This window comes from Neopusillimonas aromaticivorans, assembly GCF_030344915.1.
Lineage (GTDB): Bacteria > Pseudomonadota > Gammaproteobacteria > Burkholderiales > Burkholderiaceae_B > Neopusillimonas > Neopusillimonas aromaticivorans.
In genome coordinates, this window is the sequence record NZ_CP128233.1 from 177,134 (window position 1) to 202,280 (window position 25,147).

Genomic DNA, 25,147 nt, shown 5'->3' on the forward strand with positions numbered 1-25,147 from the left:
AACCTTATGCCTGCGTGCGTTCGCGTACCCAGGCCTCAACACCGGCCAGCGCGCCTGCCAATGCACCGGCGTCAGTACCGCCCCCATGGCCATATCAGGGCGTCCACCGCCCTTGCCACCGACCTGGGCGGCAACAAAACCGACCAGTTCACCCGCCTTTACCTTGCCCGTCGTTTCTGCAGTGACACCCGCTACCAGACTGATTTTTTCATCAGCGACGGTAGCCAGCAGGACCACCGCAGGTTTGAGACGCTCTTTCAGGTCGTCAACCATGCCACGCAAGGCTTTGGGATCAACACCCGGCAACTGGCCCACCAGCAAGCGGACACCGCCACCGACATCAACCGCCTGGCTGACCAGATCGTTACCGGCAGAAGCGGCCAGTTTTTGCTGCAAGCGCTGGACCTCGGCTTCTGCAGCCTTCAGCTGGGACTGTACCAGCGCAATTCGCGACAATAATTCAGCGGGCTGCGTTTTGAGCTGACCGGCAGCCTGCTGCACTGTGGCACTGGTTTGCTGGACCCAGGCCAACGCATTGTCACCCGTAATGGCCTCAATGCGACGAACGCCGGCAGCAACCCCGCCTTCTGAGACGATCTTGAACAAACCAATGTCGCCCGTGCGCGCCACATGGGTACCACCACACAATTCGCGCGAGAAACCGATATCAAGCACACGGACTTCATCACCGTACTTTTCACCGAACAATGCAACCGCCCCACCCTGCACGGCGTCATCGTATGACATAAGCTTTGCAGCCACCTGGGCATTGGCCAGCACTTCGGCGTTGACGATGTTTTCGATTTCAATGATTTCTTGCGGTGTAACAGCGGCGTCGTGCGCAAAGTCGAAGCGGGTTTTGTCGGGATCGACCAGCGACCCGCGCTGCTGCACGTGCGAACCCAGTACCTGACGCAAAGCCTTGTGCATCAAGTGAGTGGCCGAGTGATTGCGTACAGTACGTGCACGTCGCGCGGTGTCGACCTGCGCAGTTACCGTATCGCCCACCGACAACTGACCTTGCTTCAGTACGCCATGATGACCAAACACCTGGCTCTGGATTTTCTGGGTATCGGCAACATCAAAGCAGGCAGTTGCTGTTGTGAGGACACCGGCATCACCAACCTGACCACCTGATTCAGCGTAAAACGGGGTGACATCAAGCACCACAACCGCTTCCTGACCTGCATTAACGCTGTTGACGGCGCTGCCATCAACATACAACGCCGTAACACGGCCTTCAGCCTGCAGATGCTCATAGCCTTCGAAACGGGTTTCAACGCCGGAATAACTGAGCCCTTCAGCGGCCTTGAACTTGCCGGCGGCACGGGCCTGCTCGCGCTGGCGCTGCATGGCGGATTCAAAACCGGGCAAATCAACATTGACCTTGCGCTCGCGACAGATGTCGGCCGTAAGATCGACCGGGAACCCGTAGGTGTCATACAACGTAAACAAGGTTTGGCCATCGAGGACGCCCCCGGCCGGCAAACCGGCCAGTGCGGCATCAAGAATTTTCATGCCATTTTCAAGGGTTTCGCTGAAACGCTCTTCTTCTTGACGCAAGACCTGCTCGACACGTTCTTTCTGTACGGCCAGTTCAGGGTAGGCATCGCCCATTTGCTGCACCAGGTCGCCCACCAGACGATGAAAGAACACACCCGATTGACCCAGCTTGTGACCGTGGCGCAACGCACGGCGAACGATGCGGCGCAACACATATCCACGACCTTCGTTACTGGGAATGACCCCGTCAACGATAAGGAAGCTGCAGGCTCGAATGTGGTCGGCGATGACCTTGAGCGAATTGTTACCCAGGTCGGTAACGCCAGTTTCACGGGCGGCCGCTTTGATCAGGGCCTGGAACAGGTCAATTTCATAGTTGGAATGAACATGTTGCAAGACGGCTGCAATACGTTCAAGCCCCATGCCGGTATCGACGCAGGGCTTGGGCAACGGCGTCATGGTGCCATCGGCGGCACGCTCGAACTGCATGAACACCAGGTTCCACACTTCAATATAGCGGTCACCATCTTCTTCAGGCGAGCCGGGCGGGCCACCCCAGACGTCCGGGCCATGATCATAGAAAATTTCCGAACAGGGGCCGCAGGGGCCTGTATCCGCCATTTGCCAGAAGTTGTCGGATGCATAGCGCGCGCCCTTGTTATCGCCAATACGCACGATGCGTTCGGCCGGCACTTTGATTTCGTTGGCCCAAATGTTGTAGGCCTCGTCATCTTCCTGGTAGACCGTGACCCACAACTTGTCAGCAGGCAACTGATAAACAGAGGTCAACAATTCCCAGGCGTAATGAATGGCATCACGCTTGAAATAATCACCAAAGCTGAAGTTGCCCAGCATTTCGAAGAACGTGTGGTGACGTGCGGTGTAGCCGACATTTTCAAGGTCGTTGTGTTTGCCACCGGCGCGTACGCAGCGCTGCGAACTGACCGCACGGTGATAGTTGCGCACCTCTTTTCCGGTGAAAACGTCTTTGAATTGCACCATGCCGGCATTGGTGAACAGCAAGGTTGGATCGTTACCCGGAATGAGTGGTGACGACGGCACCGGCTGGTGACCTTTTGACTCAAAGAACGAGATGAATTTCTGGCGGATTTCGGAGGTTTTCATTGACAGAAAAGCGCTATTAAACAGATGACCGGTGATTATAGAGGCACTGGCAGCAAAAATCTTTCAGGTCAACGACAGCAATTGGGCCACCACCGAGACGGCAATGACTTCAGGCAGCTTGCTACGGGTTTGAACCAGCCCGATCGGGCAGATCAGGCGCTGCACCAGAGCCGGGTCAAACCGCTGCAGCAAACGGGACTCAAAACGGGCTTTTTTGGTTTGGGAACCGATCAGGCCAAGAAAACGAAACGACTTTTGGGCCATGATGGCCTGCACCAGCGCCAGATCGAGTGCATGGCTGTGCGTCAACACCAGCCAGCACGCGTTATCGGGGCAATCGGGCACATCGGTTTCATCACCCTGCAGCACACGGACATTGGGCGGCACCGTAACCGGCCAGATGTCGTCGCGCGGGTCCAGCCAGATGACACGAACCGGCAGCGTTGCCAGGATCGTGACGATGGCATGACCCACATGCCCGGCGCCACACACCACAATGGTCAGGACGGCAGGTGCCAACGTGTCACGCAAAAACCGGGTTGATTCATCCCAAGACGCCTGATCCGTGTTGAAGTCGGCCGCAGCCGCACGGGTGGGCGTGAGCAAAACCGGCGCATCTGGCTTGGCAAAATCAACTTCTCTGCACACGGCGTGGCCCTGCCGCAATTGTTCAGCCACCTGCAGACACCACGTTGCATCGACCGGATGCAATACCTCATAAGTCAGCCAGACGACGCCCCCACAGCATTGCCCCAGGCTTGGCCCTAACGCGTACCGCTGGACATCACGTCGGCTGGCACCGCCGGCCCGCATCATCTGACGCGCCTGGTCAATGGCTTTGTATTCCAGATGGCCGCCACCAATGGTCCCAAACACCTGTTGGGCGCTGACCCAGAGCTTGGCGCCGCCGTCGCGCGGGGCCGACCCGCGCGACTGAACAACCGTCACCAGGACCACGGGCTCGCCTTGCTGCAGCAAGGCACACGCCGATGCCGACCAGCCCGCAATGTCAGCCATGGGCCATCGCGGTATGCGGACGTGCGAACGCCGGCGCAACCTGATTCAGGGTTTGCAACACGCGTTCGGCAGTTGCGGGCGCATCTAATGGTGCAGGGGTGAGGTCGGCCTGACCCGCTGCGGCATGAATGGCGTCACGGATCGCAAAAAACACGGACATGCCCAAAGGCAACGGTGGCTCACCGAGGGCTTTGGACTGATAAATGCTGTTTTCCACATTACCATTGTCAAAAAAGGCCACATTGAACTCAGGCGGGCAATCGGAAACCGCCGGAATTTTGTAGGTTGAAGGCGCGTGCGTCATGAGACGGCCGTCTTTGTTCCACCACAACTCTTCTGTCGTCAACCAGCCTGCCCCCTGAATGAAACCACCCTCTATCTGGCCGATGTCAATCGCCGGATTGATGGAGCGGCCGGCGTCATAAAGGACATCGGCACGCAGCAGCCGGTTTTCACCGGTCAAGGTGTCAATAACGACCTCGGCACACGCGGCGCCATATACAAAGTAATAGAACGGACGACCCGTCAGTGTCTTGAAGTCGTAATGAATCTTGGGAGTGCGGTAAAAACCGGACGACCAGAGCGGCACGCGGGCGTTGTAGGCGTCTTGAACGAACTTGGCAAACGGCACCGTGATACGTTCGCCGCACTGGACTTCGTTGTTTCTGAAAACAACCTCGGTGGCATCGCAACCGAAATGGTCAGCCGCATAGGCCACCAGAACCGCCTTGATCTTGCGCGCGGCATCTTGCGCTGCCTTGCCGTTCAGATCCGTACCCGATGAGGCCGCCGTGGCAGAGGTGTTCGATACTTTAGAGGTGTCGGTTGCAGAAACCCGCACATGACCGATACTGATACCAAGCTCTTCAGCCACCACCTGGGCCACTTTGGTATTGAGACCCTGCCCCATTTCGGTGCCGCCATGATTGATCAGTACCGACCCGTCGGTATAGATGTGCAGCAAGGCCCCTGCCTGGTTCAGGTGAGTTGCGGTAAATGAAATACCGAACTTGACCGGCACCAACGCCAACCCCTTTTTCAGCACAGGGTTGGCGGCATTGAACTGGCGGATTTCTTCGCGACGCTGTCGATACCGGGCGGTCTCTTCAAGCTGACGGACCAGAGGCTCGATGACGTTGTCCTCGACCTTCATTTGATAGGGCGTGATATTGCGATCTGTGGTGCCGTAGAAATTTCGTTGCCGCACATCAAGCGGATCTTTGCCCAGGCGTCGGGCGATATCGTCGATAACATACTCGATCGCCATAATACCCTGCGGGCCACCAAAACCACGAAACGCCGTATTGGACTGAGTGTTGGTCTTCAGGCGCAGCGACTGGATGTCAAACGTATCAAGGTAGTAGGTATTGTCGGTATGAAACACCTGACGATCGGCAACCGCCCCGGACAGATCGGCCGAATAGCCGCAGCGCAGCTGTTGCACGAAGCGAATGGCCTTGATCAACCCGTCGTCGTCATAGGCAACATCATATTCGGCACGAAAATCGTGACGCTTGCCGGTGATCATGAAATCATCATCACGGTCGGCCCGCAATTTGACAGGGCGACGGGTATGGTGGGCCAACAAGGCCGCTGTCGTGGCAAACGGCCACGATTGGCTTTCTTTGCCGCCAAAACCACCGCCCATACGCCGGCACTGCACGCGCACGGTATGCGCCGGCTGGTGCAAGGCGTGAGCAATAATGAACTGCATCTCGGACGGGTGCTGGGTTGAGCAGTACACCTGCATTTCACCGTTTTCGCCGGGCAGGGCATAGGCAATTTGACCCTCGAGATAGAACTGCTCTTGTCCGCCGCAATAAAAACTGCCCTGATGACGATGCGATGCGCTGTCAAGTGCGGCTTGAACATCACCTCGCGATATGCGCACCGGCGGTAACACATACGACTGTTTTTCAACCGCTGTTTTCACATCGAGTACGGGTTCAAAATCTTCGTACTCTACTTTTGCCAGACGTGCCGCACGCCGCGCCAGATCGTGCGAGGTAGCGGCCACAGCAAACAACGGCTGCCCGAGGTATTCGACCTTGCCATCGGCAAAAACAGGCTCGTCGGCAATGACGGGCCCGACATAACGTTCGCCGGGGACATCGTCGATGGTGATGACGGCCACCACCCCCGCAGCCGCGCGCACGGCGGTCAGGTCAAGCGACACGATGCGGGCATGCGCCCGCTGCGACAGCCCGAAAGCAGCGTGCAAGGTGCCGCTGACTTCAGGAATATCGTCGGTATACTGCGCCCGCCCGGTAACATGCAATTGTGCGCTTTCGTGCTTGACCGAGGTGCCAACGGTTTGATGTTTGTGCTGAGTCATAAGGCCCCTGACTGTTAAACGCGCGTTTGGGCTGCGCCGGTAGTTTCCAGATAAAAGCGATAAAGCAGGTTTTGCGCCGCCTGCAGGCGATAATCGCTGCTGGCTCGCATATCAGTCAGCGGCTGGTAGTCGATGGCCAGCGCAGCCATGGCTGCCGTCACCGACGACGCATCAAAGGGCTGGCCCAGCAACGCGCGCTCGGCTGCCGGTGCACGGCGCGAGGTCGCCGCCATGCCCCCATAGGCGATGCGTACCGACTGCACGACGTCGCCATCAAGAGTGACGGCATAGGCACCGCACACTGCGGAAATATCCTGATCGAATCGCTTGGACAGTTTGTAGGTACCAACCTTCAGATCCGCCATGCGCAACGGGATCTTGATGGATTCGAGAAACTCACCGGGTGAACGGTCTTGCTTGCGATAATCGAGATACAGGTTCTCGAGAGGAAGTTCACGACGGGCCTGCCCCTTGCGCAGCACCACCCGGGTTTGCAGAGCAATGAGTAACGGCGCACTGTCGCCGATAGGAGAGCCATTGGCGACGTTGCCCACCAGCGTGCCGGAGTTGCGGATCGGCATCGAGGCGAACCGCTTCCAGAGAGACTCGGCCTCGGGATACTCTGAGACCAGCGCCTGATAGCCCTTATTGAGCAGCACCGAAGCACCGATGGTCAAGGTGTCTTCATCACGACTGACCACATCAAGTTCTGCGACATTGCCGAGATAAATAAGGTCATCAAAATGACGCAGCTGCTTGGTGACCATGAGGCCGATATCGGTACCTCCAGCAAGCAAAGTGGCGTCGGGATGTGCCTGAACCAGCTCGGCCAGATGATCTGCCGTTATCGGTGAACGAAATTTCTGCCCGCTGACGGCAAGCTCGAGCGGCTCGTGACACGCGGTTTCTTGCAAGGCATGCAGTTGCTTCTTGACCTGTGCAACATCAGCATTTTCGTCAGGATAGTGCCCCATCGCCATGGCGGCATCAATAATGGGCCGATACCCGGTACAACGGCACAGATTACCCGACAGGTTATCAAGCACCTCTTCCCGCACCGGTCGCCGCTGGCCGTTGCAGTACATGGTGTACAACGACATGACAAAACCTGGCGTACAAAAGCCGCACTGAGAGGCATGATGATCTACCATGGCCTGCTGCACCGGATGCAGGGCCTGGTTTTCGGCGGACAAACCTTCTACTGTCCAGATGGCCCGCCCATCAAGTGTGGGCAGAAAACGGATGCAGGCATTGATTGACCGGAACACAACCTGACCATCCGGGTCCAGTGCGGCTTCAGTGACCGTACAGGCACCGCAGTCGCCCTCGGCACACCCTCTTTGGTACCCGGCAAGCCCGCCTGCTCGCGCAGATACTGCAGAACCGTTTGCGTTGGCGATGCAGGCGTCACCGTTTGCAAAAGGCCGTTAAGGTAAAAACTGACGGTTTGTCGCATGGATTTTGTCTCCGTTTATTATGATCGTCAGGCCGGCGCGTTACAGACAACCGGACTCCTGTTGCAAGGGTTAGCCCGATGCCAGGTAGCTGCCATCAACCTGCAAGGGGTGGCTTAAATCACACTCATCACAATTTGGCGTGCTGCCGATTCGATCAACCACGATGAAATTGCCCGGTACGGACAGGGTCAATAAAGGGTGATGCCAGGTACCCGCGTGGTAATTGACGCCCTGATGGCCTGCCGCATAAAAGGCGCGAATACCGCTTTCATCAGGGCAATTATTGGCCCCGTTCGGTGCCACTACCACGATAAACGGGGTGTCGTTCACAGGGATCCAGGCCTGGCTGCCCAACGGATGACGTTCAAGCATCCGTATCGAAAGGGGAAACTGAAAAGCCCCCCGGTGGCCAGGCTGATACCGGCCTGACCATCAGCACCCAGCACCTGAACCTGCCCCAGATTATGGTAGCGACGCGTCGTTCCGTTGTTGATGGGGAACCAGTTGTTGTCGTCTGTGGCAATGACGTCGCCAAAAGGTGCAAATGCCGCTTTGGTCAGGGGCTCGAGTTTGAGTAGCGCAGACATGTCGGCTCCGGATCAGGCCAGACGGCCCCAAACACGCAAACGGCTCACACCGCCATCCGGGTGCATGTTCAGTTTGACGTGGGTAACAGGGCCAATATCATTCAGGTGTTCGAGCGTGTAAAAATGCTGGTGATCGGGCTGGGCTTTTTGCTCGGGCAGCAGCACCGGCCAGAACATCGCCTGGGTAATAATGGACTGATCTGTACCATACGTGATGTTGGCCGCCTGGATCGATACCCGGTCGGGGTAATTCCCCTTGAAGTGGGCGGTGTCGACCTCGATCTTTTCGACATGAACGGCATGCGCCAGTTCGACGATACACCAGTCGTAGCCCGGCTCACGACGACGGCGTGTTTCCCAACCATCGCCCATATTGACGCCACGGCCTGGCATGATCAGGCGAAACGGTACACCAAAGTGCGCGTCGTTATACCCCACAATGCGACCACCGGCAGCCAGCGCCGATACCTCGTGCAACTGTGCCGGATCTTTGGATGACCAGTCGGTAGCCGGTTGACCGAACACCCGGAACCGGGCCACGCCGCCATCGGGGTAAATGTTCAAACGGCAATGCGTCCAGCGACGCTCGTCGTTCAGTTCGATAAAGTGGTGCGAGCTGCTGGACAAGGTGGTGGACGGTACGATTTCAGTCCAGACGGTATGATCATCCGGATCGCCGTCGCAGTAACAGGCCTGAACCGAGGCCGCCGGCGGAAAGTTTCCGGTGAAATGACTGGTATCAATATCGATACCCTTGATGACACCCGAAACACCCAGCCGTACCACCGCGTGGTCGAAGCCACCATCGCGACGACGACGCGTTTCCCAACCATCCATCCATTTACCGTGGTCGTCAAACTTGCCCACGATGAACACCGGCTCGGCGGCCTGCAACATGCGCTCGGCCGGGCCAAACCACTCGTTCGAAGATGACACCACCTTCGCACCGAAATCAGCCAGCGCCAGGTTGGCGTAACGGGTGGCAAACTCTGGAAACTCAACGCCGGGGGCATTGATGACGGTGCCTGTGGGCAAATTTGACGCGGCCATTGCAGGGGCTCCTGACAAATAAAAACGGTTAAAAACAAGAAAAAGACAAAAACAAACTGACACGTTTACGTAAGGTTTCCGTTAAGTCGACCGTGCCAACATGACAAGCAAACCCGTTTTAGTCAGCCCCGATCAAGGCTTCCAGACGAAAGCGCCCGATGCGATAAATTTGCTGAAGGCTTTCACGTATTTCTTCATCAGGCGACAAACCGAGACGACGCTCGAACTGGTCAATGATGCCGGCACGGTCATACCCCTTGACCGCCAGAATGAACGGAAAGCCGAATTTCTCGCGGTAGGCCTGGTTGAGCTGATTCAGCCGGGCAAACTCTTCGGGCGAACACTGGTCAAGCCCGGCACCTGCTTGCTCTGAACTGGACTCGGCAGTCAGTTCGCCACGCACCGCAGCTTTGCCGGCCAGTTCGGGGTGGGCGCAGATCAGCTTCATGTGCGCTTCCGGCCCTGCATCCTGAATTTGCCGGACCATCTCGGCATGCAGGTCGTCGAGCCGGGCAAACGGACGATGTATGGCAGCACGCTCGGCAACCCATGCCGAGTGTTCAAAAATACCGCCCAACGCCCGAACAAAATCATCAGAAGGCAAGGTATTCAGTTGAGCAAGAGAAAGTTTTATGGTCATTCCTGCCTCGGGTAAATGATTGCGTTAATCGTTTAAGCGCCGCTGATAAATGGTGGCGTTAGTCATCAAGGTGTCGTTGATTTCGTTTAGATTGCCTCGACGTTGAGGAAGTTTCACTATCGCCGCCCATTGCCGATCGTGGAAGGGTGGTGCTCGATCCAGTGGCGCGCGATATCAACCCGGCGACAGATCCAGACGTTCTGATGGCTCTGGATATAGTCGAGAAAGCGCTGCAAGGATGCAAAGCGGCCGGGCCGCCCGATCAACCGGCAATGCAAGCCTATCGACAACATTTTGGGCTGTGTTTCGCCTTCGGCGTAAAGCACATCGAACGCATCTTTAAGATAGGTGAAGAACTGTTCACCGGTGTTGAAACCCTGGGCTGTCGCGAACCGCATGTCGTTGGTATCAAGGGTGTACGGGACAACCAGATGCGGATGTGACCGGCCACTCTCTAGCTCGACCGGCATCCAGAAAGGCAGGTCATCGCCGTAGTAATCGGAATCGTATAAAAAACCACCTTCTTCGACGACCAGCTTGCGTGTATTGGGGCTGTCGCGACCGGTGTACCAGCCCAGAGGGTGTTCACCCGTAAGGGCCTGAATGACCTCAACGCAACGCGCCATATGCTCGCGCTCAAGCGACTCGGGGGCTGACTGATAATGAATCCAGCGGTAGCCATGGCAGGCAATTTCATGCCCCAGCTCGACAAACGCCTGCGCGACTTCGGGATGACGCTCAAGGGCCATCCCCACGCCGAAAACGGTCAAGGGCAGGCCGCGTCGTTCAAACTCGCGCAAAATGCGCCACACCCCGGCCCGCGAACCGTATTCGTAAATGGATTCCATTGACATATGGCGCTCGGGATAAGCAGCCGCCCCAATGATTTCCGACAAAAACTGCTCGGACGCCGTATCGCCATGCAACACACAGTTCTCGCCACCCTCTTCGTAATTCAGGACAAACTGAACCGCCACCCGCGCTCGCCCGGGCCACACCACCTGGGGTAGCTGACGCCCGTAACCCACAAGATCGCGAGGATAATTTTGACGCATGAGGACTCCTGATTAACGTTTGACACTGAATGCGGACCAAGGATCGGGACGTACCGGCGTCGAGTGGTGGCCAACGCGATCTTCACAATCTTCAAGGTGATGGCACATGGCCGCCATGGCACCTTCGCGATCACCGGCCAGGATCAGATCAAGAATCTGGTCATGCTCAATGTACGAGCAGGTGCTTGAACTGGGGGTGTCGCGAAACGCAATGATGAGCGTAGTGCGGCAACACAGAGCGTGCATGAATTCCGTCAGAACATGGTTTTCAACCAGCCGGGCCATTTTGACGTGAAAAGCGTTAGACAAGCGCAGCCAACTGATGCGATCGCCACGTTCGAACGCCTCGCGTTCCTGGCGCACCATGTCGCGCAAAGGCTGCAGACGCTGTTCAAGGTCGGGAAACTGCAGCAGCTTGTCGATCAGGACACATTCAAGCGTGCGCCGGGCTTCAAAGATATCGCGGGTTTCTTCTGGCCCTGGCTTCCAGACATAGGCCCCCGATTGGGCTCAAGCACCACGATTTTGTCGTGCCCCAACTGGGCCAGCGCTGAACGCACCGTTGCACGCGAACAGTTGAAAATTTCACATAGCGTTGATTCGGTGAGTTTGGCCCCCGGCAACAGGCGGCGATCCATGACGGCATCGAAAATTTCTGCGTAGACACGATCGACTTCGGAAACATGACCCGACGACCCCAGCAGCGATGAGGCGCTTGGCGCTGTACTTTCAGGATAGGAATCGGAACGTTGATCGAGATACAACATGGCATCACCCAGGGAAAACCGGCAAACTGTATGAAATCACTGATTGACAATTATTGGGGGTTAAAACAAAATCGTCAACATAAATTGTTAACAATCAGGAGAACCCATGGGAAAGCTGTCCACCCACGTGCTTGACACCATGCACGGTCGCCCCGCCAGCGGTGTACGCATCGCGCTTTACCGTATCCAGGATGACCGGCGCCAGCCTGTAAAAACCGTACATACCAATGACGACGGGCGTTGTGATGGACCTCTGCTCGGGCCCGACGAAATTCAGGCTGGCACGTACGAACTGGTGTTTTTCGCCGGTGATTACTTTGCTGCCCAAGGGGTGAACGTGCCCGAACCCCGCTTTGTCGACCAGGTCATCGTGCGCTTCGGCATTGCCAACCCTGACGAAAACTATCACGTCCCTCTGGTGGTGACACCCTGGACTTATTCAACCTATCGCGGCAGCTGAGGGTACTTGCCCTCCCCTGAACCCACTACGGACAACAGCACATGGAAGCCTACCTCGTCGAATTCGGAAACCTGTTGTTGCGATGGCTGCATGTCATCGCTGCCATCGCCTGGATAGGCGAGTCAATTTACTTTGTCATGCTGGACAACAGCTTGCGCCCACCGCAAGCCGAAAGCACGCGCAAAAAGGGGTTCTGGGCGAGATGTGGGCTGTACACGGGGGGCTTTTATCACAACCAGAAATATCAGACGGCACCCGCCGAACTGCCCAAAGACCTGCACTGGTCGTTCTGGAAGTCGTACACGACATGGCTTAGCGGGTTTGCGCTGTTTGCGATCATGTATATGTCAAACCCCACGTTCTTCCTGGCCAACCCGGGTAGCCCGTGGCAATGGGTCCGCGACCTGAGCGGTTGGCAATTGAACGCGGTGGCCCTGGTGTTTCTGCTGGGCGGCTGGGTCGTCTACGACCAAATGTGCCGACGCATCAGTCCGAACATGGAACGCGATGGCGTGCTGAGTATCGCTGTAGCCCTCATGATGGTTCTTGTCGCCTGGCTCAGCGTGCAGATTTTCCAGGGGCGTGCCGCCTTCCTGATTACAGGCGCGGTCATGGCCACGGCCATGTCGGCCAACGTGTTTTTCTGGATCATTCCGGGACAGCGCCGTATGGTCAACGCCATGAAAAAAGGCGAGGCTCCCAACCCGATTGACGGTAAACGGGGCAAGCAACGCTCGGTGCACAACACCTACTTCACCCTGCCCGTTGTGTTCCTGATGCTCAGTAACCACTATTCGTTTACGTACACCAGCGAGTATGCCTGGATCATCATGAGCCTGTTCATTTTCTCGGGGGCACTGATCCGTCAATATTTTGTGCTGATGCATATGGGGCAGAACAAGATTGGCTACCCGATCGCCGGTATAGTGTTGCTGGTTGTGATTGCCGTACTGGCGGCGCCGTCGGTCAAACCAAAGTCCGACGCGACTGCCGCGAATACAACAACAAACACACAGACTGCAACCACAAACACCGGGAACGGGGCTGAGGCAACCGCAGGGATGACCCTGCCCCAGGTAATGCCATGACCAGGGTGCAGCAAATCATGAACGATCGCTGCATTCAGTGCCACGCGGCAAAACCCACCTACCCCGGGTTTGCCTCTGCACCGGCTGGCATCGCGCTGGAAACACCCGCCGACATCCTGGCTAACCCGGCCCTGATCAAACAGGTGACGGCAAACAAATACATGCCGCTTGGCAATGTCACCAAGATGACTGACGAGGAACGCGAGTTCATTGCCATCTGGACACCCTGACCTCTGGCCAACAACACTGGTGCACGGGTCGGATCAGCCCGTGCACAAGTACCCACGAGTCCTTCCCTGAGTATCCGCTTGCGGGCCGCTGTCAGCAATCAGAACCAGCGAGTACCCCGATGGGCAGCTGCAAGCCCCGGTTACCGGGTTGATGGCCGACGGCAGGCAACCCGAGACCGAGTTAACCGAATACCCACCGCCACCCCTGCCCCCGGCAGATCGCCACAGATAGCTGCGACAGACCAGTACCCCGCCAAACTGCTCGCGAACGAGCAACCCGTTTTCAGGGCAAGACGTCATGGCCACCGCCTGTGTTCCCAGCCATAACGATGATTGAACGCGCAACCCTGAATTCGTCTTGATGGTTCCTGCCACGGTCAGGGCTGAACCGAATTCCGGATCACGTTCATCACCCACTTTCAGGAAAGGAAAGCCCGCCATTCCGGCCTGCGTTATCGCCAGCGCAACCACCCCTGCCGGCAATGCCGACATTTCCGGATCCGGAGGATTGGCATACACATACGATGTACCCGCGAGGCGGGTTTCATCCGCCCTGGCCACCACACCGCCATAGCCTTTCGCTGCGGCCAGCCATGCGGCCACTACCGACTCGCCAGGCCGACCGGTGATCGCCATGTCCAGCGGCGATGTCAGGTGCACCACGGCCTCGGACACGCAGTTATCGCCTGGGCACACCCCTGCCTTAGCACACGCACCGCCAAACGCAGATTGCGGCCATAGACTTCGGGATAACCAGCCGACAGCAAATTGCCCTGCTTGAGTTCAGCCAACGTCGGCGAGCGCCAGTCGGCAAAACCATGGCCCGCAAGGTCACCGGCCAATACCGCATTGCGCAGGTCACCCGCATGGCGGGAAAGATAGAGCGTCACCGCTTCTTTAACGCCCTCCATCCAGACGGCAACAGCCTGGGCTGAGGCTTCCTGGGCTTTTCGCACCAGCGCCTCGGAGGCCCAGACCGCCAGCAGGGTTGCGATCAGTGCAGCAATGATCAGCTCAAACAAGGCGAAACCACGTTGCCGGCATTTCATGGTGGCCTCAGCTGGCCGTAAATACAAAGGTATTGACATCTCCCTTGGTACACAAGGCTTCGGTCGCCAGGGCACTGTAACTGGTCGTTGCATCTTTGATGGTCGTTCCGTCAACCGTCATTGAATCGCTGACACGCTGCAACACCGATGCAATTGCCGGACAGGCCACATGGTTGATATTGGTCAGGGTAATGGCAAATGCCGCCCCCAGATCAGCCGACGCAACCGTAACCTCACCGGCCTTGCCCAGACCATGCAACACTTTGGGACTGGCCTCTGTACCCGATACCGAAAAAATGCTGGACTCACGCACTGTATTGGCAAAACTGGACGTTGCAATGCCCAGATAGGGTTCCGAAGACCCATGGGGCGCATTCACCTTGGTTTGAAGGACAAACCGGGCCAACTCCTCACCCACCTTGGGCACTTTGTTTTCAATAACGTAACTGCCGATAGCCGGGATCCCGATGATGGCCAGCAAAAGGACAATTGCCGTTACGATCGAAACCTCAATCAATGAAAACCCTCGTTGACGCTGAAAGTTGCGGTGAACGAGAAAAAGAAGATTCTGATGCTGATGTGACATGGATTGCTCTCCCTGGAAAAGACCAGCCCTACTGGCTGGCATAAAAAGTCATGAGACTGCGCCGCAACTCATCAATGACCACGTAGTGCCATAGCCCCAACCCAAGCAACGAGGCGACACACCCCAACAACATGACCCAGCGGCTGACGGCCGCTTGATGCGCCACTGATTTCAGAACCTGATTCGCCAATCGCACTTTGCACAGAGTCAACGCAGGGACCAGACCACGCGTGGTTGCAAGATCTTGCAAATACCAGAACAAAGGGCGATCAAGCAAACCCGTATCAAACGTTTGAGCCCCAACCCACCCGCGGTCAATGCGTTCTATCATCAGATTCAGGTGCCAGCCATGCCAGCGCGATGCGCCCCGACACAACAGACTGATCGCCGTGCGCAACTGTGTCGAGCTGGCGTCATTACGGGCCAGGACAACGTGCAAAACCGACAGCATGCGAACTGCCGCCACGCACCGGTACAAACGCCAGAACAGCACGTGATCCAGCCATCGTCGCGGCGTACCGACCAGGTTCGGAAATGTCCAGGCCAGACTAGCCAGCATGACAATTGTGAGTACGGCAAACCCTGGCCACCACTGATTGATCCACCGCGCCAGGCCGAATAATTCACGGGTGGCCTGCCCGTAATACTCGACAGGCAACATGCCAAATACGTCTTTCAACCGGGGAACCGTGAACATGGGCACCACAAGCATCATGGCCACCCAGACCAGAACGGCCACCACGGCAGCTGTCAGCGTGCTCACCAAAATGTCCCGAGCCTCACGCACAAGCCGCTGAGAAGCGGCCAGATCCCTCAGAGTCTCAATCAAGGCTGCGTTACCCGACAACTGGGCCACCCGGATAATGACCAGTTCATCCTCGGGAAATGAACCTCGCCAGGCCGCATGCAGGTCACCACCGGCAAGGGGATACGTCGTTGACCAATACGCTGACAAACGTCCTCGATGGGTTGAAGGCCCATAACGTCGCGCATCTTGCTCGAAGATATCCTTGAGTGTGCGCGCACCCGCGACCGCATGCATGAAGTCAGACAAATACTCGTAGTAATCAGCGCGTTCCAAGCGAAAACGTCTGACATCATTTTGATGTTGCAGTGCGCGAAGCCACGTCCGCAACCTTGAAACAAACGACATCAGCACGCCCTCCCGACCGCCATTTTGTCGACCGAGGTCAGGCGCTGGAACACCTGAAACCGCCGCTCGACATCAAACAGATCAAGCTGACCCGCCACAACCTTATAGGCAGCGCAAGCCAGCGAAGACCGGACGCTGTCAGCCGCTGTGATCTGGAAGCCGGCATCGACATCCAGTGAACGGTAGGCTCCACTGTCCGCCTGCTTCAGGCTGGCCAGATACCCCGGATGCTCGTGCGGTTCAAAGCACTCGGCAATAACCGTGCGCCCGGAATAACCCGCCAGCGCAGAATGGCCCGCCCCGGCACATGATGAACAGCCCTGGCCATTCCTGAAACGCAATGTAGCTGGTCGGCCCCCAAGACGACTCTCCAGGTTTTTCAATGCTTGCATGGCAAACGGCTCATCAAACAGCCCCCTGCAGCGGCTTGCCCTGAATCGAGGCTGCAATACGCACAGAGACACGGCATCAGCGCCTGATAAACCACCAGCTTGAGAATCCCGGGCGTCGCCAGAAAATCGCGAGACACACCAATCACGGACGATGCCAAACGCTCGGCCACCAGCAACGCCGACGGTGCATGGGTTGTGGTGTACACATTTACACCTGAACTGGCCAGATCCATGAACGCTTCGCCCGTTTCACGATCACGCACCTCACCGAGCAGCACATCCGTCATGGCCGAACGCTTGAGGGCTCTGAGTTTGGCCGAAAAACCATCATGCCGGTCTTTCGACGGATCACGACTGACGGTGTTCTGGACAGCCCCGGGATCAGGTACTCTACCGGATCTTCCAGCGTCACCACCTTGCGCTCGGGCGGCAACATGGCGATCCGGGATGCCAGGGTTGTCGACTTGCCTGAACCAACCGTACCGGCAAAGACCACCGCCCCACCCTCTGACAACATGCCGCGCTCTATCATCCGGGCCTGATGGGGCAGATAGCCCAAGGCTTCCAGCGAGCCGGTCTCGCCCGCACGCGTGCGATCAAGCAAACGCAAACACACGCTGGGACCACGCTCGGCAGCCATTGACGCCCAGCGCAACAAAATACTGCGACCATCCACCTGGCGCACCAGCGCCCCTGCTGCTCGGTGTTGGGATCAAAGACGGCTCCGTTGCCCCCACGAATATCCATCCAGGCAACAGCCAGCATTTCATTCAAGGTCGCCGTTGGAATACGACGAAAACGCTCAGGCGCCACGTAACGACCCTGGAGCGTAAAGCGAACTTCAGAGTCAGCCTGATCCAGCTGTACGTTGAAGTGGAGGTCGCTGGCGCCATGGCGTACCCCCACTCAACCATGTCCTGGAAGGCGCCCGCCAAAGCCGAGCTCGAAACCACCGCTTCTGAGCCCGAAGACAGCGGAGTACCTGCCCACTGATGACGAGCAATCGACAGCAACAGCGGTGCGGCCAGAATATAGCGCTGAGGTGTTGCCAGACGCAGACCACTCGAGCAAATGCGTCGGGCCAACTCATCGGCCAGGTCACCCCCACATGCTCGGCCAGTGCCAGGATGGCCACAGAATCATCGGCCAGCGCGACCGGACACAGCTTGGCCGCCAGCCTTTCGACCCCGAGCTCAACGCTTAGCGAGCGACGTATCGCAGGCCGAACCAGATGCATATCATCAGCACTGGCAATAACAACGGCATCCGTACGTTCAAATCGATCTGGCGGAACGATGGCATCACTGATGCGGTAACCGGGAAATTTAAGGTCAAGACGCCAGGCAGACTTTTTCATCGCACCCCCTCGTGGCCAGCAGAACCAAGACATGACTCAAACAACCGGTCAGGACCTTGCAGCGCAATACAACGCGCACTGATCGACTTCAAACGCAGCGTCGAGGCATCGGCCTTGCGACCGGCTGGCAGGGCCTGACCCTTGAGATAGATATAGGACTGTCCCTGCCAGGAAACCTCGGCCAGCAACCGTTGCCCTACCCCATAAATCGCCTGTAATTTCGGCCGTAGCTGACCTGAATCACCACGCAGCTGAGGCGTCGGCGTCATCACGGTGTCCCCTGCTGCCGATGAAGTGCCCTTGCGCAAACGCAACGCTGCCTGCTCGGCATCGAGCCTCATCAGTTCGCGCACCAGCATTTGATCGCCAAGCAATTCATTCTGAACGGATGCCGCCTGTACTGTCGCCGGTGAAGGCAAGGAACCGGGCTGTGAATCTGCCCAGGCAACCGGGGAAATACTGACTCCAGCACGACCAGCACAGCCAGCGCAGCACCCGCAGACACCGTTGGGCAAACGGGAGCCCTGGTTCCAGGACCAACAAAATGCGGTGCATTAACTTTGCCATTCATAACGCTCTCCTTGGGCTGACAGATTGAGACGACTTTGCGTCAGGTTTGGATGCTCAAGAGCTTTCAGGGTCAAGGTCAGACGATGCCAGCGCACACCGGTCAGATTAGGCAACAAGAGACTGAAAGATCGCAAAGGTCCTTCAGCTTGAAGTTGTCTACGCTGATACAGCCGGAAATTATCTGGCTTTGGCAGGACATTCCCTTGCTCGTCTGACGGAGCCTGCAAAGGCACTGCACTGGCATCGGTTGCCTTCAACGCGACAAAAGCCGCGCTGATTTGCTGAAGGCTGCTCAGCCAATTCCGTTGCGAATGCAGAGCCTCGTCTACCCGGCTATCTGACAAGCGGATTGCCGCTGATGAAATTTCCCATTCAGCCTCAACGCGATCGACCGCCGGGAAACGCAACAGCCAGTTTTTGGGGCAAGCCCCATAAGCCCGTGATTATCAGCATGGCGATCAACGCGGCGATACGACGCAATACAACGCCATGCCATACCCTGAGACCGGCAATCCGCCTGGCCCAGCTGCCAACCCGCCAGGGCGACGGGAACCCGGTACAACGACTGCAAAACGACATGCATGCCCGACACGCCATGCACCGGTATACCTTCAGCCATGGCGTTACGAACCCGTTCCCAGGCGTACAGTTGCTGAGTCAATGACAGCGCTGGGGCCTTGGCGCTTGTCTGGCCAAAAAAACGGGTAATTTGCCAACGAACCCTATACCGGCAGCCAGCGCAAGCACGGCAAACAGTCCGGCAGGCCAAATCCAACGTCTGACATCATGCACGCGCTGCAGTCGTGCCTTGCTGTCGGCGGCGCGAGACAACGCATCCAGACCAGGTAAACCGGAGGCATCAGCGGTGTCTTCAAGGCAACGCGACTGGGGGTAGGCTGCACACACCTCTGCCACAATCGGCGCGGCTTGAGCCGGATCACTGAACAACAAATCCGTACGCGCGACGACGGCCCCTTCATGAATCGCAACCAACCACCATAATGCAGGGAAATCCCGATCAGTGCCACCACCGTCCCTACCGGATGCAAGGCTGCCATGACCTGCGCGGCCGAATAGGGCAAGCCTGAATGCGTTTCTGCAGTCGTCGACAATTGAACCAGGCCCATTGCCGCAGCATGCTCGGACGCAAGTACAAAGTGGCTGGCCTGATGCCGACGGGCCTTCGCCAGTGCCTGCTGTCGGGCGTCACTCCCGAGCAAGGGCAACCAGTCCATCCCGAACACCAGAACCTTGCCGTCAATGGGCAGACAACGTACAGAATCACCTGACATGGTCAAAACCCTCTTCAACCTGGGCCGTGATCAGAATGACGGTTTTCAACGTCTGTGACGCAGCGCGATCACTTCCCCAAGCAACAGGGGCATGCCAGGATTCAAACGACGCGCATCATGCTCTTCCTGGGTACGGTCGAAACCCGACACCAGGACCGGCTGCCCCGGCTGCAGTACAAGTTGCTGCACAGTACCATTGCCGTCAATGGTGACCTGCTGCAACTGCAAGGGGTTGGCGGCATCGCCAAACGTCACCGATTTGAGCGGTTGCGCCACGGTATTGTCATAGGCCATTGACAATAGAATCTGGCCATTGTCCTGGGCATCGGGAATCAGGGTCAGCAACGAACCGACCGTCTCCTCTTTCTGACTGACCGAAACCGTTGGCAAGCTGCTGTCCACCCCTGCCCCAAAGCTGTCGTCTGCACCTTGTCAATGTATGAGAACGTGGTGCGCACGGCATGCGTCACGGGCCTGCGATTCAAGGTGAGCACCGGAACGCTGCTGCGCCTGACCACCTGACCCACCTGACCGAGTGCCTTGATCATGGCCTCGGACCCCTTGAATGGCCCATCGGCCAAAGCAACCCCCAAACTGGCTGCCTCGGCCAATGCTGAACCTGTAGATGCCGCCGACGCCGCAAGGCGTGCACTGGTAAAAACAACATTCCAGTCCAGACCCGCCTCTGCATTGTCGCGGCTGATGAGGGTTATTTCTTCAAAAACCAGTCGAATCCGACGTGTCAACGCCAGGTTTTCGCGTTCGAGGTAAGTCGCGATCTGGCGTAAAACCTCGGGAGTATCAGTGACCACAACCAGGGAACTGGCCCCCTCTTGTGCCACAGCAACCCCGGCGCGGGTCAGGAACGGCTCTATGCGGGCCTTGATGACGGCCATCAAATCGATGGGCTCACTTTGCAAACGTGTATTCGAGCTACTGGAGAAACCTTGGGTTTGCCCGCTGCGACTGGCCCCCAAAGAAGCCTCTGACTGAGCCCCTTGCGCCAAGGCACGAAGATTGAAAACCCGTGTTTCAGTCCGGTAAAACTCAATCCGACCCTGCTCGTAGCGCCAGTTCACGCCCAAGGTTGCTCCGATACGATCAAGAATGATCGACAGTGGCTCGGACTCACCGGCAAATGACATGGTAGAGGCCGAAATGACAGCTCCGGCTGACCCGGTCATGTCGCCGCCAGCAAGCCGGGCGGCGAACCGTTCTTGGGGTAACAAGGCTTCCGGCCGAACATACACAGGAATGCCTGTCGCCAATGCGATACGCTGTGCAATTACCGGCAAAGGCCGAGCTTCGGACGCAAACACCAATGTCGTCTTGACATTGGCCCGCAGAGCCAGCGGCAAGGTGACATCGCGCGCCAAAGGTTGAGGTACACCGACCAGCCAGGGACGATCCACTCGCTGGGCGGCATGACGCACACCCTCATCCGAGACGGTATCTTTAAAGACAGCGTGCTGCTGCTCAACCCGGGCCTTGGTCAACCCGACGGACGCAGAGATCTGTGCGATTCTGTCTTGCAAGGCGCAACCCGGCAAAACCAGCACAATCGCCAGAAAAACAACGCTTCGGCCCCTTTTCATGCGGTCACCATCTGGGCAGTACCCCGATTGCATGGCTGGGCATACGGTACCACCCGCAATACCCGGTTGGAATAAAAACAGGGTTGCAAGGGATGACCGGCAAGCTCTGTTGATGACACCAGCGCCTGAACCGCCTCGATGAAAGGCAACTCGAACGTTGCTGCGCCAATGATGGGAATATCGACATCAACCCCCCAATGCTCGGGGCCGAAATCCCACCCGGAAGCGCCCGCCCAACGCATCAATGCCAGACGCAAATTGCCGTCGGTGCGATCAACGCTGAACCGCGCTGTCAGCACTTCCGTCTGGCGCTCTCCTGAACTTTCGGATGTGTCCGGCAAAACAACGGCAGTGCCTGCAGCACCAACCGCCACATTCAGGTCGCTTGCAAAGAGCTCCTGCGGATTGACGACGGCCGGCCCTGCCTCGGTCACCCTGCCCACCTGGTCAGACCCGGTCGCAGTAACGAGCGATGCTTGACGGCCTATAGGGACATCGTCAATCGGGGTGACAATCGCAGCGGAAAAGACGGGATTGGTGGGATCGGTGGGATCGGTGGGAGCGACGTTAGCGGCAACAGGCCGGGCGCGTCGCCCAACCGCCTGCAGATGCCCCCGCGAAACACCAGCTGCTCGGGAACCTCGTTGAGCACCACATAGGCGTTTTGCTGAACAGAGGTCAGGAGGCGGTCTTGAATCGCTGCGGAGACACCTTCCGACACAATACCGGTACGGGCAAAAATTGCCGGAACCGGTGTGCCGGCGGCAAATTGCAACCATGTCTGCAAGCCATTATCAAACACTTGCAACGGCGCAATCGATCGGTCTCCGGACAAGGCCCACTCGAAGTTGAACGGGCCTTGTCCGGGCGAGTGACCCCGCAGCGTACCCGAGCCTTCTTTTGTCGGATAAAGCGCGCTGATCGCTTGTCCGAGATCGGGAAACTGCGCACAACCCGAGACCACCACCAAAGATAGAGACAAAACCCATTTTTTACCCATCGCACACGCTCCGTAACTGTAGAACTGCCCACATGCATGGCCTAATGCTCGCGCTTTATCGACAGGATCAACAGACTGGGTTGTACGAATGGGCGAATCAATCCACCTCCAGAATCATCCAATTAAAAAAATTACTCTTTTATTTTCAATGATTTAATAAAAATAAAAGCAAAAACCAACAGCAGATCAAACGACATGGCCCACAATCCATACGTTTCATTTAGATACACATAACATCAAATGATTTTGCTACGCTGACCCTGCCTTACCAAAGTCGTTTCACAACATCTGGCCGTTGTGCTTGCGGGCTACCCATAATCAATCCTTAAAAGCCCACACCACACTGTCACCAGGTATCTAAACCGCCAAGTCACCCTCGGGCGCACTGCACGGGGCACGGCTGACGCTGCACAGGAGGCAATACCATGAATGAAACTCTTGATCTTTTCCGAGGGCGAGCCCTGAAAATCGCGCGCCAATACGACACCGACCACATGACCTTCGCCGACCTGACCGGTATGGCCGATGACTATGCGGCAGCGTTTCATGAAGCGTTGGGGAATTCCCTGACGAAATCCGCCAACAGGCAGCCACACGACTCCAGGAAAGGCTGCTCCAGGACAGCAACGCCTCGGGCCATAGCACCAAAATCAGTGAAGCCCTGCTCGAGCTGGCTGCAAGCCTGAACCGCATCCCGATATACTGAACCGTGCCCTGCCCCGGTGGCCGCCCGCGCCAGGAGACGTCTAGAATACAGGCATGAAAATTGCAATCATTCTGGTCAGCATCCTGTCCATGGCGGCCACTATTCGCTGGCTTATCTACAAACACGACACCACTCCAGGAGGTATGCCATTGCGGCAAAAACTCAATATTCTGGTGACCAGTCTGGTGACCGGTATCGTGGTGTACTTCGGTCTTCTTCTGCTGGCATTGGCCTGGATGACGCTGCGTTAGCCCGCTTGCAACGGCAGTCGGTACAATAGACGGGTTATTTCACTTTTTCTTGAATTATCTTGAACCCGTCTCAACAAGAATCCTGGGGTTTTCTGCACCCCGAATGCTTTGGCGACAAAGCCCTGCTGTTTTTTAGCTGGGACTTGGCCAAAACCATTGAACAGCAATTCAGGCTGCACGCTGAATCAAGCGTCGGGACGAAGCTGTATGAAGCACAAAAAGCTGTCGACAGGCTGTTGAACCAGTACGTTCAGATCCAGGCCAACCCTGCCGCCTTTGAGGGACAGAGCATCGTCCTGCAACTTGAGCAAGACGAAAATGATGCCGAGGCACCCGCGGTTCTGTCGCTTAAAACCTCACCCGAACTTGAAGAGAAAATACTGGCTGCCCAAGCCAAGATGCAAAGCTCGCAAAGCGTTAACTGATCGTCGTCAAACGATCGCGGGCCCCGACCGGGGCCCGCGATCACAAGCGGAATAACAGCAACGCCTTAGATTTTGCGTGCCAGCTGGGCGGCAAGCCCGATATACGAGCGCGGTGTCATGGCCAGCAACCGTGCCTTGGGCTCGGCAGGCAAGTCAAGCCCCTGAATGAATTCAGTCAGCCCTTGCTGATTGATCCCCTTGCCACGGGTCAAGGCCTTGAGCTGCTCGTAAGGCTGCGGCAAACCATACCGACGCATCACTGTTTGCACGGGTTCTGCCAGGACTTCCCAGCAATTATCAATATCGGCATCAATCGCCGCAGCATTCAGCTCAAGCTTGTTCAAACCACGCAGACAGGCATCCCACGCCACGGCACAGTACCCGAAACCCACACCGAGATTACGCAAAACAGTGGAGTCGGTCAGGTCACGCTGCCAGCGCGATACGGGCAGCTTCTCGGACAGGTGGCGCAGAACCGCATTGGCCAGACCAATGTTGCCTTCGGAGTTTTCGAAGTCGATGGGGTTTACCTTGTGTGGCATGGTCGAAGACCCCACTTCACCCTCTTTCAGCCGCTGCTTGAAATAACCCAGCGAAATATAGCCCCAGATATCACGATTCAAGTCGAGAATAATGGTATTGGCACGCGCAACCGCATCGAACAAGGCTGCCATCCAGTCGTGTGGCTCGATCTGGATAGAAAACTCGTTTTGCTCAAGACCCAGGCCGGAGAGAACACGCGCACTGAACGCGGGCCAGTCAATTTCCGGATAGGCGGAAAGGTGTGCGTTGTAATTGCCGGTAGCCCCGTTCAGCTTGGCCAGCGGGCGAACCGCCGCTACCGCCGCAATCGCACGATCGAGACGCGCAACCACATTGGCGAATTCTTTACCCATGGTACTCGGACTGGCTGGCTGGCCGTGCGTGCGGGACAACAAGGGCTGATCGGCATGCGTATGTGCAAGTTCCCGCAGCTTGGCAGCGAGCCCGGTCAGGGCTGGCACCAGAAACCCGTCGCGCGCGCGCGTCAGCATCAACGCATGCGACGTATTGTTGATATCCTCGGACGTACACGCAAAATGAATGAATTCAGCGGCAGCCGCCAGCTCGGGGCTGTCTGCGACCTTTTCTTTCAGCCAGTACTCCACTGCCTTGACATCATGGTTAGTGACTTTTTCGATGTCTTTGATACGGGCTGCATCCGCTTCCGAGAAATTCTCGACCAGTGCAAGAAGTTGCTGACGCGCACCGGCACTGAACGCGGGCAGCTCGGGCAAACCGGCCTCGGACAAACCGATCAGCCAGGCGACCTCAACCTCAACACGGTGAGCCATGAAACCGGCTTCAGAAAGGGTTGCCCGCAGGGGTTGCCCTTGGCCGCATAACGCCCGTCAAGTGGCGAAAGTGCATTAAGTTGACTAAGTTGATCGGCGATTTGCATTACGGCTCACGTAGAA

Annotated in this window: 30 protein-coding genes and 3 pseudogenes; 7 read left to right on the forward strand and 26 right to left on the reverse strand. The window is 57.2% G+C overall.

Going from position 1 to position 25,147, the window contains the following annotated elements:
- Positions 1-4: 4 nt before the first annotated feature.
- The 10 genes and pseudogenes from alaS to N7E01_RS00960 all read right to left on the reverse strand — a co-directional run bounded on the left by alaS (position 5) and on the right by N7E01_RS00960 (position 11,536).
- Positions 5-2,628 (reverse strand): annotated as a pseudogene (alaS, locus tag N7E01_RS00915) (alanine--tRNA ligase).
- Between the two features lie 63 nt (positions 2,629-2,691).
- Entirely contained in the window at positions 2,692-3,645 is a 954-nt protein-coding gene (gene xdhC, locus N7E01_RS00920) for a xanthine dehydrogenase accessory protein XdhC (RefSeq protein WP_289174128.1), read from the reverse strand.
- Positions 3,638-5,980, reverse strand: coding sequence for a xanthine dehydrogenase molybdopterin binding subunit (xdhB, locus tag N7E01_RS00925; RefSeq protein ID WP_289174130.1), 2,343 nt, complete (start codon positions 5,978-5,980; stop codon positions 3,638-3,640). The genes xdhC and xdhB overlap by 8 nt, the downstream gene beginning before the upstream one ends.
- 14 nt (positions 5,981-5,994) lie before the next feature.
- Complete coding sequence (gene xdhA / locus N7E01_RS00930; RefSeq protein WP_350495055.1) at positions 5,995-7,380, reverse strand: xanthine dehydrogenase small subunit; 1,386 nt, start codon at positions 7,378-7,380, stop codon at positions 5,995-5,997.
- Positions 7,381-7,506: 126 nt separating this feature from the next.
- Positions 7,507-8,024: pseudogene (locus tag N7E01_RS00935) on the reverse strand (ureidoglycolate lyase).
- Between the two features lie 12 nt (positions 8,025-8,036).
- Entirely contained in the window at positions 8,037-9,074 is a 1,038-nt protein-coding gene (gene alc / locus N7E01_RS00940; RefSeq protein WP_289174132.1) for an allantoicase, read from the reverse strand.
- A gap of 118 nt (positions 9,075-9,192) precedes the next feature.
- Entirely contained in the window at positions 9,193-9,714 is a 522-nt protein-coding gene (gene uraD / locus N7E01_RS00945; protein ID WP_289174134.1) for a 2-oxo-4-hydroxy-4-carboxy-5-ureidoimidazoline decarboxylase, read from the reverse strand.
- A gap of 116 nt (positions 9,715-9,830) precedes the next feature.
- On the reverse strand, positions 9,831-10,769 hold the full coding sequence (gene puuE, locus N7E01_RS00950) for an allantoinase PuuE (protein ID WP_289174136.1): 939 nt from the start codon (positions 10,767-10,769) through the stop codon (positions 9,831-9,833).
- A gap of 12 nt (positions 10,770-10,781) precedes the next feature.
- On the reverse strand, positions 10,782-11,228 hold the full coding sequence (locus tag N7E01_RS00955; protein WP_350495056.1) for a GntR family transcriptional regulator: 447 nt from the start codon (positions 11,226-11,228) through the stop codon (positions 10,782-10,784).
- A complete protein-coding gene (locus N7E01_RS00960; RefSeq protein WP_289174138.1) occupies positions 11,192-11,536 on the reverse strand; it encodes a GntR family transcriptional regulator in 345 nt (114 codons plus the stop codon). Before N7E01_RS00960 ends, N7E01_RS00955 begins: the two co-directional genes overlap by 37 nt.
- A gap of 106 nt (positions 11,537-11,642) precedes the next feature.
- Here N7E01_RS00960 and uraH point away from each other — a divergent pair, with 106 nt between their 5' ends.
- The 3 genes from uraH to N7E01_RS19220 are packed head-to-tail and all read left to right on the forward strand — an operon-like array spanning position 11,643 to position 13,314.
- Entirely contained in the window at positions 11,643-11,996 is a 354-nt protein-coding gene (gene uraH / locus N7E01_RS00965; protein WP_289174140.1) for a hydroxyisourate hydrolase, read from the forward strand.
- Positions 11,997-12,037: 41 nt separating this feature from the next.
- Positions 12,038-13,084: a urate hydroxylase PuuD gene (locus N7E01_RS00970; protein WP_434089545.1), complete on the forward strand. Its 1,047-nt coding sequence runs from the start codon at positions 12,038-12,040 to the stop codon at positions 13,082-13,084.
- The gene (locus N7E01_RS19220) at positions 13,081-13,314 is read left to right on the forward strand and encodes a hypothetical protein (protein WP_434089546.1); all 234 of its coding nucleotides are present in this window, start codon (positions 13,081-13,083) and stop codon (positions 13,312-13,314) included. The genes N7E01_RS00970 and N7E01_RS19220 overlap by 4 nt, the downstream gene beginning before the upstream one ends.
- Positions 13,315-13,347: 33 nt before the next feature.
- On the opposite strand, the gene N7E01_RS00975 is transcribed toward N7E01_RS19220, so the two are convergent.
- The 10 genes from N7E01_RS00975 to N7E01_RS01020 all read right to left on the reverse strand — a co-directional run bounded on the left by N7E01_RS00975 (position 13,348) and on the right by N7E01_RS01020 (position 18,828).
- Complete coding sequence (locus N7E01_RS00975; protein ID WP_289174143.1) at positions 13,348-13,989, reverse strand: hypothetical protein; 642 nt, start codon at positions 13,987-13,989, stop codon at positions 13,348-13,350.
- Complete coding sequence (locus N7E01_RS00980; RefSeq protein ID WP_289174145.1) at positions 13,965-14,363, reverse strand: type II secretion system protein; 399 nt, start codon at positions 14,361-14,363, stop codon at positions 13,965-13,967. Before N7E01_RS00980 ends, N7E01_RS00975 begins: the two co-directional genes overlap by 25 nt.
- Positions 14,364-14,370: 7 nt before the next feature.
- Positions 14,371-14,949, reverse strand: a complete 579-nt coding sequence (locus tag N7E01_RS00985; RefSeq protein ID WP_289174146.1) for a type 4 pilus major pilin — start codon at positions 14,947-14,949, stop codon at positions 14,371-14,373.
- Positions 14,950-14,977: 28 nt separating this feature from the next.
- Positions 14,978-16,030: a type II secretion system F family protein gene (locus tag N7E01_RS00990; RefSeq protein ID WP_289174148.1), complete on the reverse strand. Its 1,053-nt coding sequence runs from the start codon at positions 16,028-16,030 to the stop codon at positions 14,978-14,980.
- Positions 16,031-16,101: 71 nt separating this feature from the next.
- Positions 16,102-16,494, reverse strand: a complete 393-nt coding sequence (locus N7E01_RS00995; RefSeq protein WP_289174149.1) for a hypothetical protein — start codon at positions 16,492-16,494, stop codon at positions 16,102-16,104.
- Entirely contained in the window at positions 16,482-16,781 is a 300-nt protein-coding gene (locus N7E01_RS18210) for an ATPase, T2SS/T4P/T4SS family (protein ID WP_350494903.1), read from the reverse strand. The genes N7E01_RS00995 and N7E01_RS18210 overlap by 13 nt, the downstream gene beginning before the upstream one ends.
- On the reverse strand, positions 16,778-17,179 hold the full coding sequence (locus N7E01_RS01005) for an ATPase, T2SS/T4P/T4SS family (RefSeq protein ID WP_350494904.1): 402 nt from the start codon (positions 17,177-17,179) through the stop codon (positions 16,778-16,780). Before N7E01_RS01005 ends, N7E01_RS18210 begins: the two co-directional genes overlap by 4 nt.
- 85 nt (positions 17,180-17,264) lie before the next feature.
- Positions 17,265-17,579 (reverse strand): hypothetical protein, encoded by a 315-nt coding sequence (locus tag N7E01_RS01010; protein ID WP_289174151.1) that lies wholly within the window; start codon positions 17,577-17,579, stop codon positions 17,265-17,267.
- A 268-nt stretch (positions 17,580-17,847) separates the two neighbouring features.
- Positions 17,848-18,270, reverse strand: coding sequence for a hypothetical protein (locus N7E01_RS01015; RefSeq protein WP_289174152.1), 423 nt, complete (start codon positions 18,268-18,270; stop codon positions 17,848-17,850).
- Positions 18,271-18,405: 135 nt separating this feature from the next.
- A complete protein-coding gene (locus tag N7E01_RS01020) occupies positions 18,406-18,828 on the reverse strand; it encodes a hypothetical protein (protein WP_289174154.1) in 423 nt (140 codons plus the stop codon).
- 32 nt (positions 18,829-18,860) lie between these two features.
- On the opposite strand from N7E01_RS01020, the gene N7E01_RS01025 reads away from it, so the two are divergent.
- On the forward strand, positions 18,861-19,085 hold the full coding sequence (locus N7E01_RS01025) for a hypothetical protein (protein ID WP_289174156.1): 225 nt from the start codon (positions 18,861-18,863) through the stop codon (positions 19,083-19,085).
- A 58-nt stretch (positions 19,086-19,143) separates the two neighbouring features.
- Here the strand turns inward: N7E01_RS01025 and N7E01_RS01030 are convergent, their stop codons facing one another.
- Genes N7E01_RS01030 through N7E01_RS01050 form a run of 5 tightly spaced genes read right to left on the reverse strand, consistent with a single transcriptional unit; the run spans position 19,144 to position 22,290 of the window.
- Complete coding sequence (locus tag N7E01_RS01030; RefSeq protein WP_289174157.1) at positions 19,144-19,713, reverse strand: hypothetical protein; 570 nt, start codon at positions 19,711-19,713, stop codon at positions 19,144-19,146.
- Positions 19,714-19,758: 45 nt separating this feature from the next.
- Positions 19,759-20,058, reverse strand: coding sequence for a hypothetical protein (locus N7E01_RS01035; RefSeq protein ID WP_289174159.1), 300 nt, complete (start codon positions 20,056-20,058; stop codon positions 19,759-19,761).
- On the reverse strand, positions 20,052-21,308 hold the full coding sequence (locus tag N7E01_RS01040) for a hypothetical protein (protein ID WP_289174161.1): 1,257 nt from the start codon (positions 21,306-21,308) through the stop codon (positions 20,052-20,054). The genes N7E01_RS01035 and N7E01_RS01040 overlap by 7 nt, the downstream gene beginning before the upstream one ends.
- A complete protein-coding gene (locus tag N7E01_RS01045) occupies positions 21,305-21,742 on the reverse strand; it encodes a toxin co-regulated pilus biosynthesis Q family protein (RefSeq protein WP_289174163.1) in 438 nt (145 codons plus the stop codon). Before N7E01_RS01045 ends, N7E01_RS01040 begins: the two co-directional genes overlap by 4 nt.
- Before the next feature lie 50 nt (positions 21,743-21,792).
- Complete coding sequence (locus tag N7E01_RS01050; protein WP_289174165.1) at positions 21,793-22,290, reverse strand: TrbG/VirB9 family P-type conjugative transfer protein; 498 nt, start codon at positions 22,288-22,290, stop codon at positions 21,793-21,795.
- 443 nt (positions 22,291-22,733) lie between these two features.
- On the opposite strand from N7E01_RS01050, the gene N7E01_RS01055 reads away from it, so the two are divergent.
- The 3 genes from N7E01_RS01055 to N7E01_RS01065 all read left to right on the forward strand — a co-directional run bounded on the left by N7E01_RS01055 (position 22,734) and on the right by N7E01_RS01065 (position 23,690).
- The gene (locus N7E01_RS01055; RefSeq protein WP_289174167.1) at positions 22,734-22,994 is read left to right on the forward strand and encodes a hypothetical protein; all 261 of its coding nucleotides are present in this window, start codon (positions 22,734-22,736) and stop codon (positions 22,992-22,994) included.
- Between the two features lie 73 nt (positions 22,995-23,067).
- Positions 23,068-23,265, forward strand: a complete 198-nt coding sequence (locus N7E01_RS01060; protein WP_289174169.1) for a hypothetical protein — start codon at positions 23,068-23,070, stop codon at positions 23,263-23,265.
- A gap of 59 nt (positions 23,266-23,324) precedes the next feature.
- The gene (locus tag N7E01_RS01065) at positions 23,325-23,690 is read left to right on the forward strand and encodes a hypothetical protein (protein WP_289174171.1); all 366 of its coding nucleotides are present in this window, start codon (positions 23,325-23,327) and stop codon (positions 23,688-23,690) included.
- Positions 23,691-23,755: 65 nt separating this feature from the next.
- On the opposite strand, the pseudogene purB reads toward N7E01_RS01065, so the two are convergent.
- Positions 23,756-25,131: pseudogene (gene purB / locus N7E01_RS01070) on the reverse strand (adenylosuccinate lyase).
- Between the last annotated feature and the right edge of the window lie 16 nt (positions 25,132-25,147).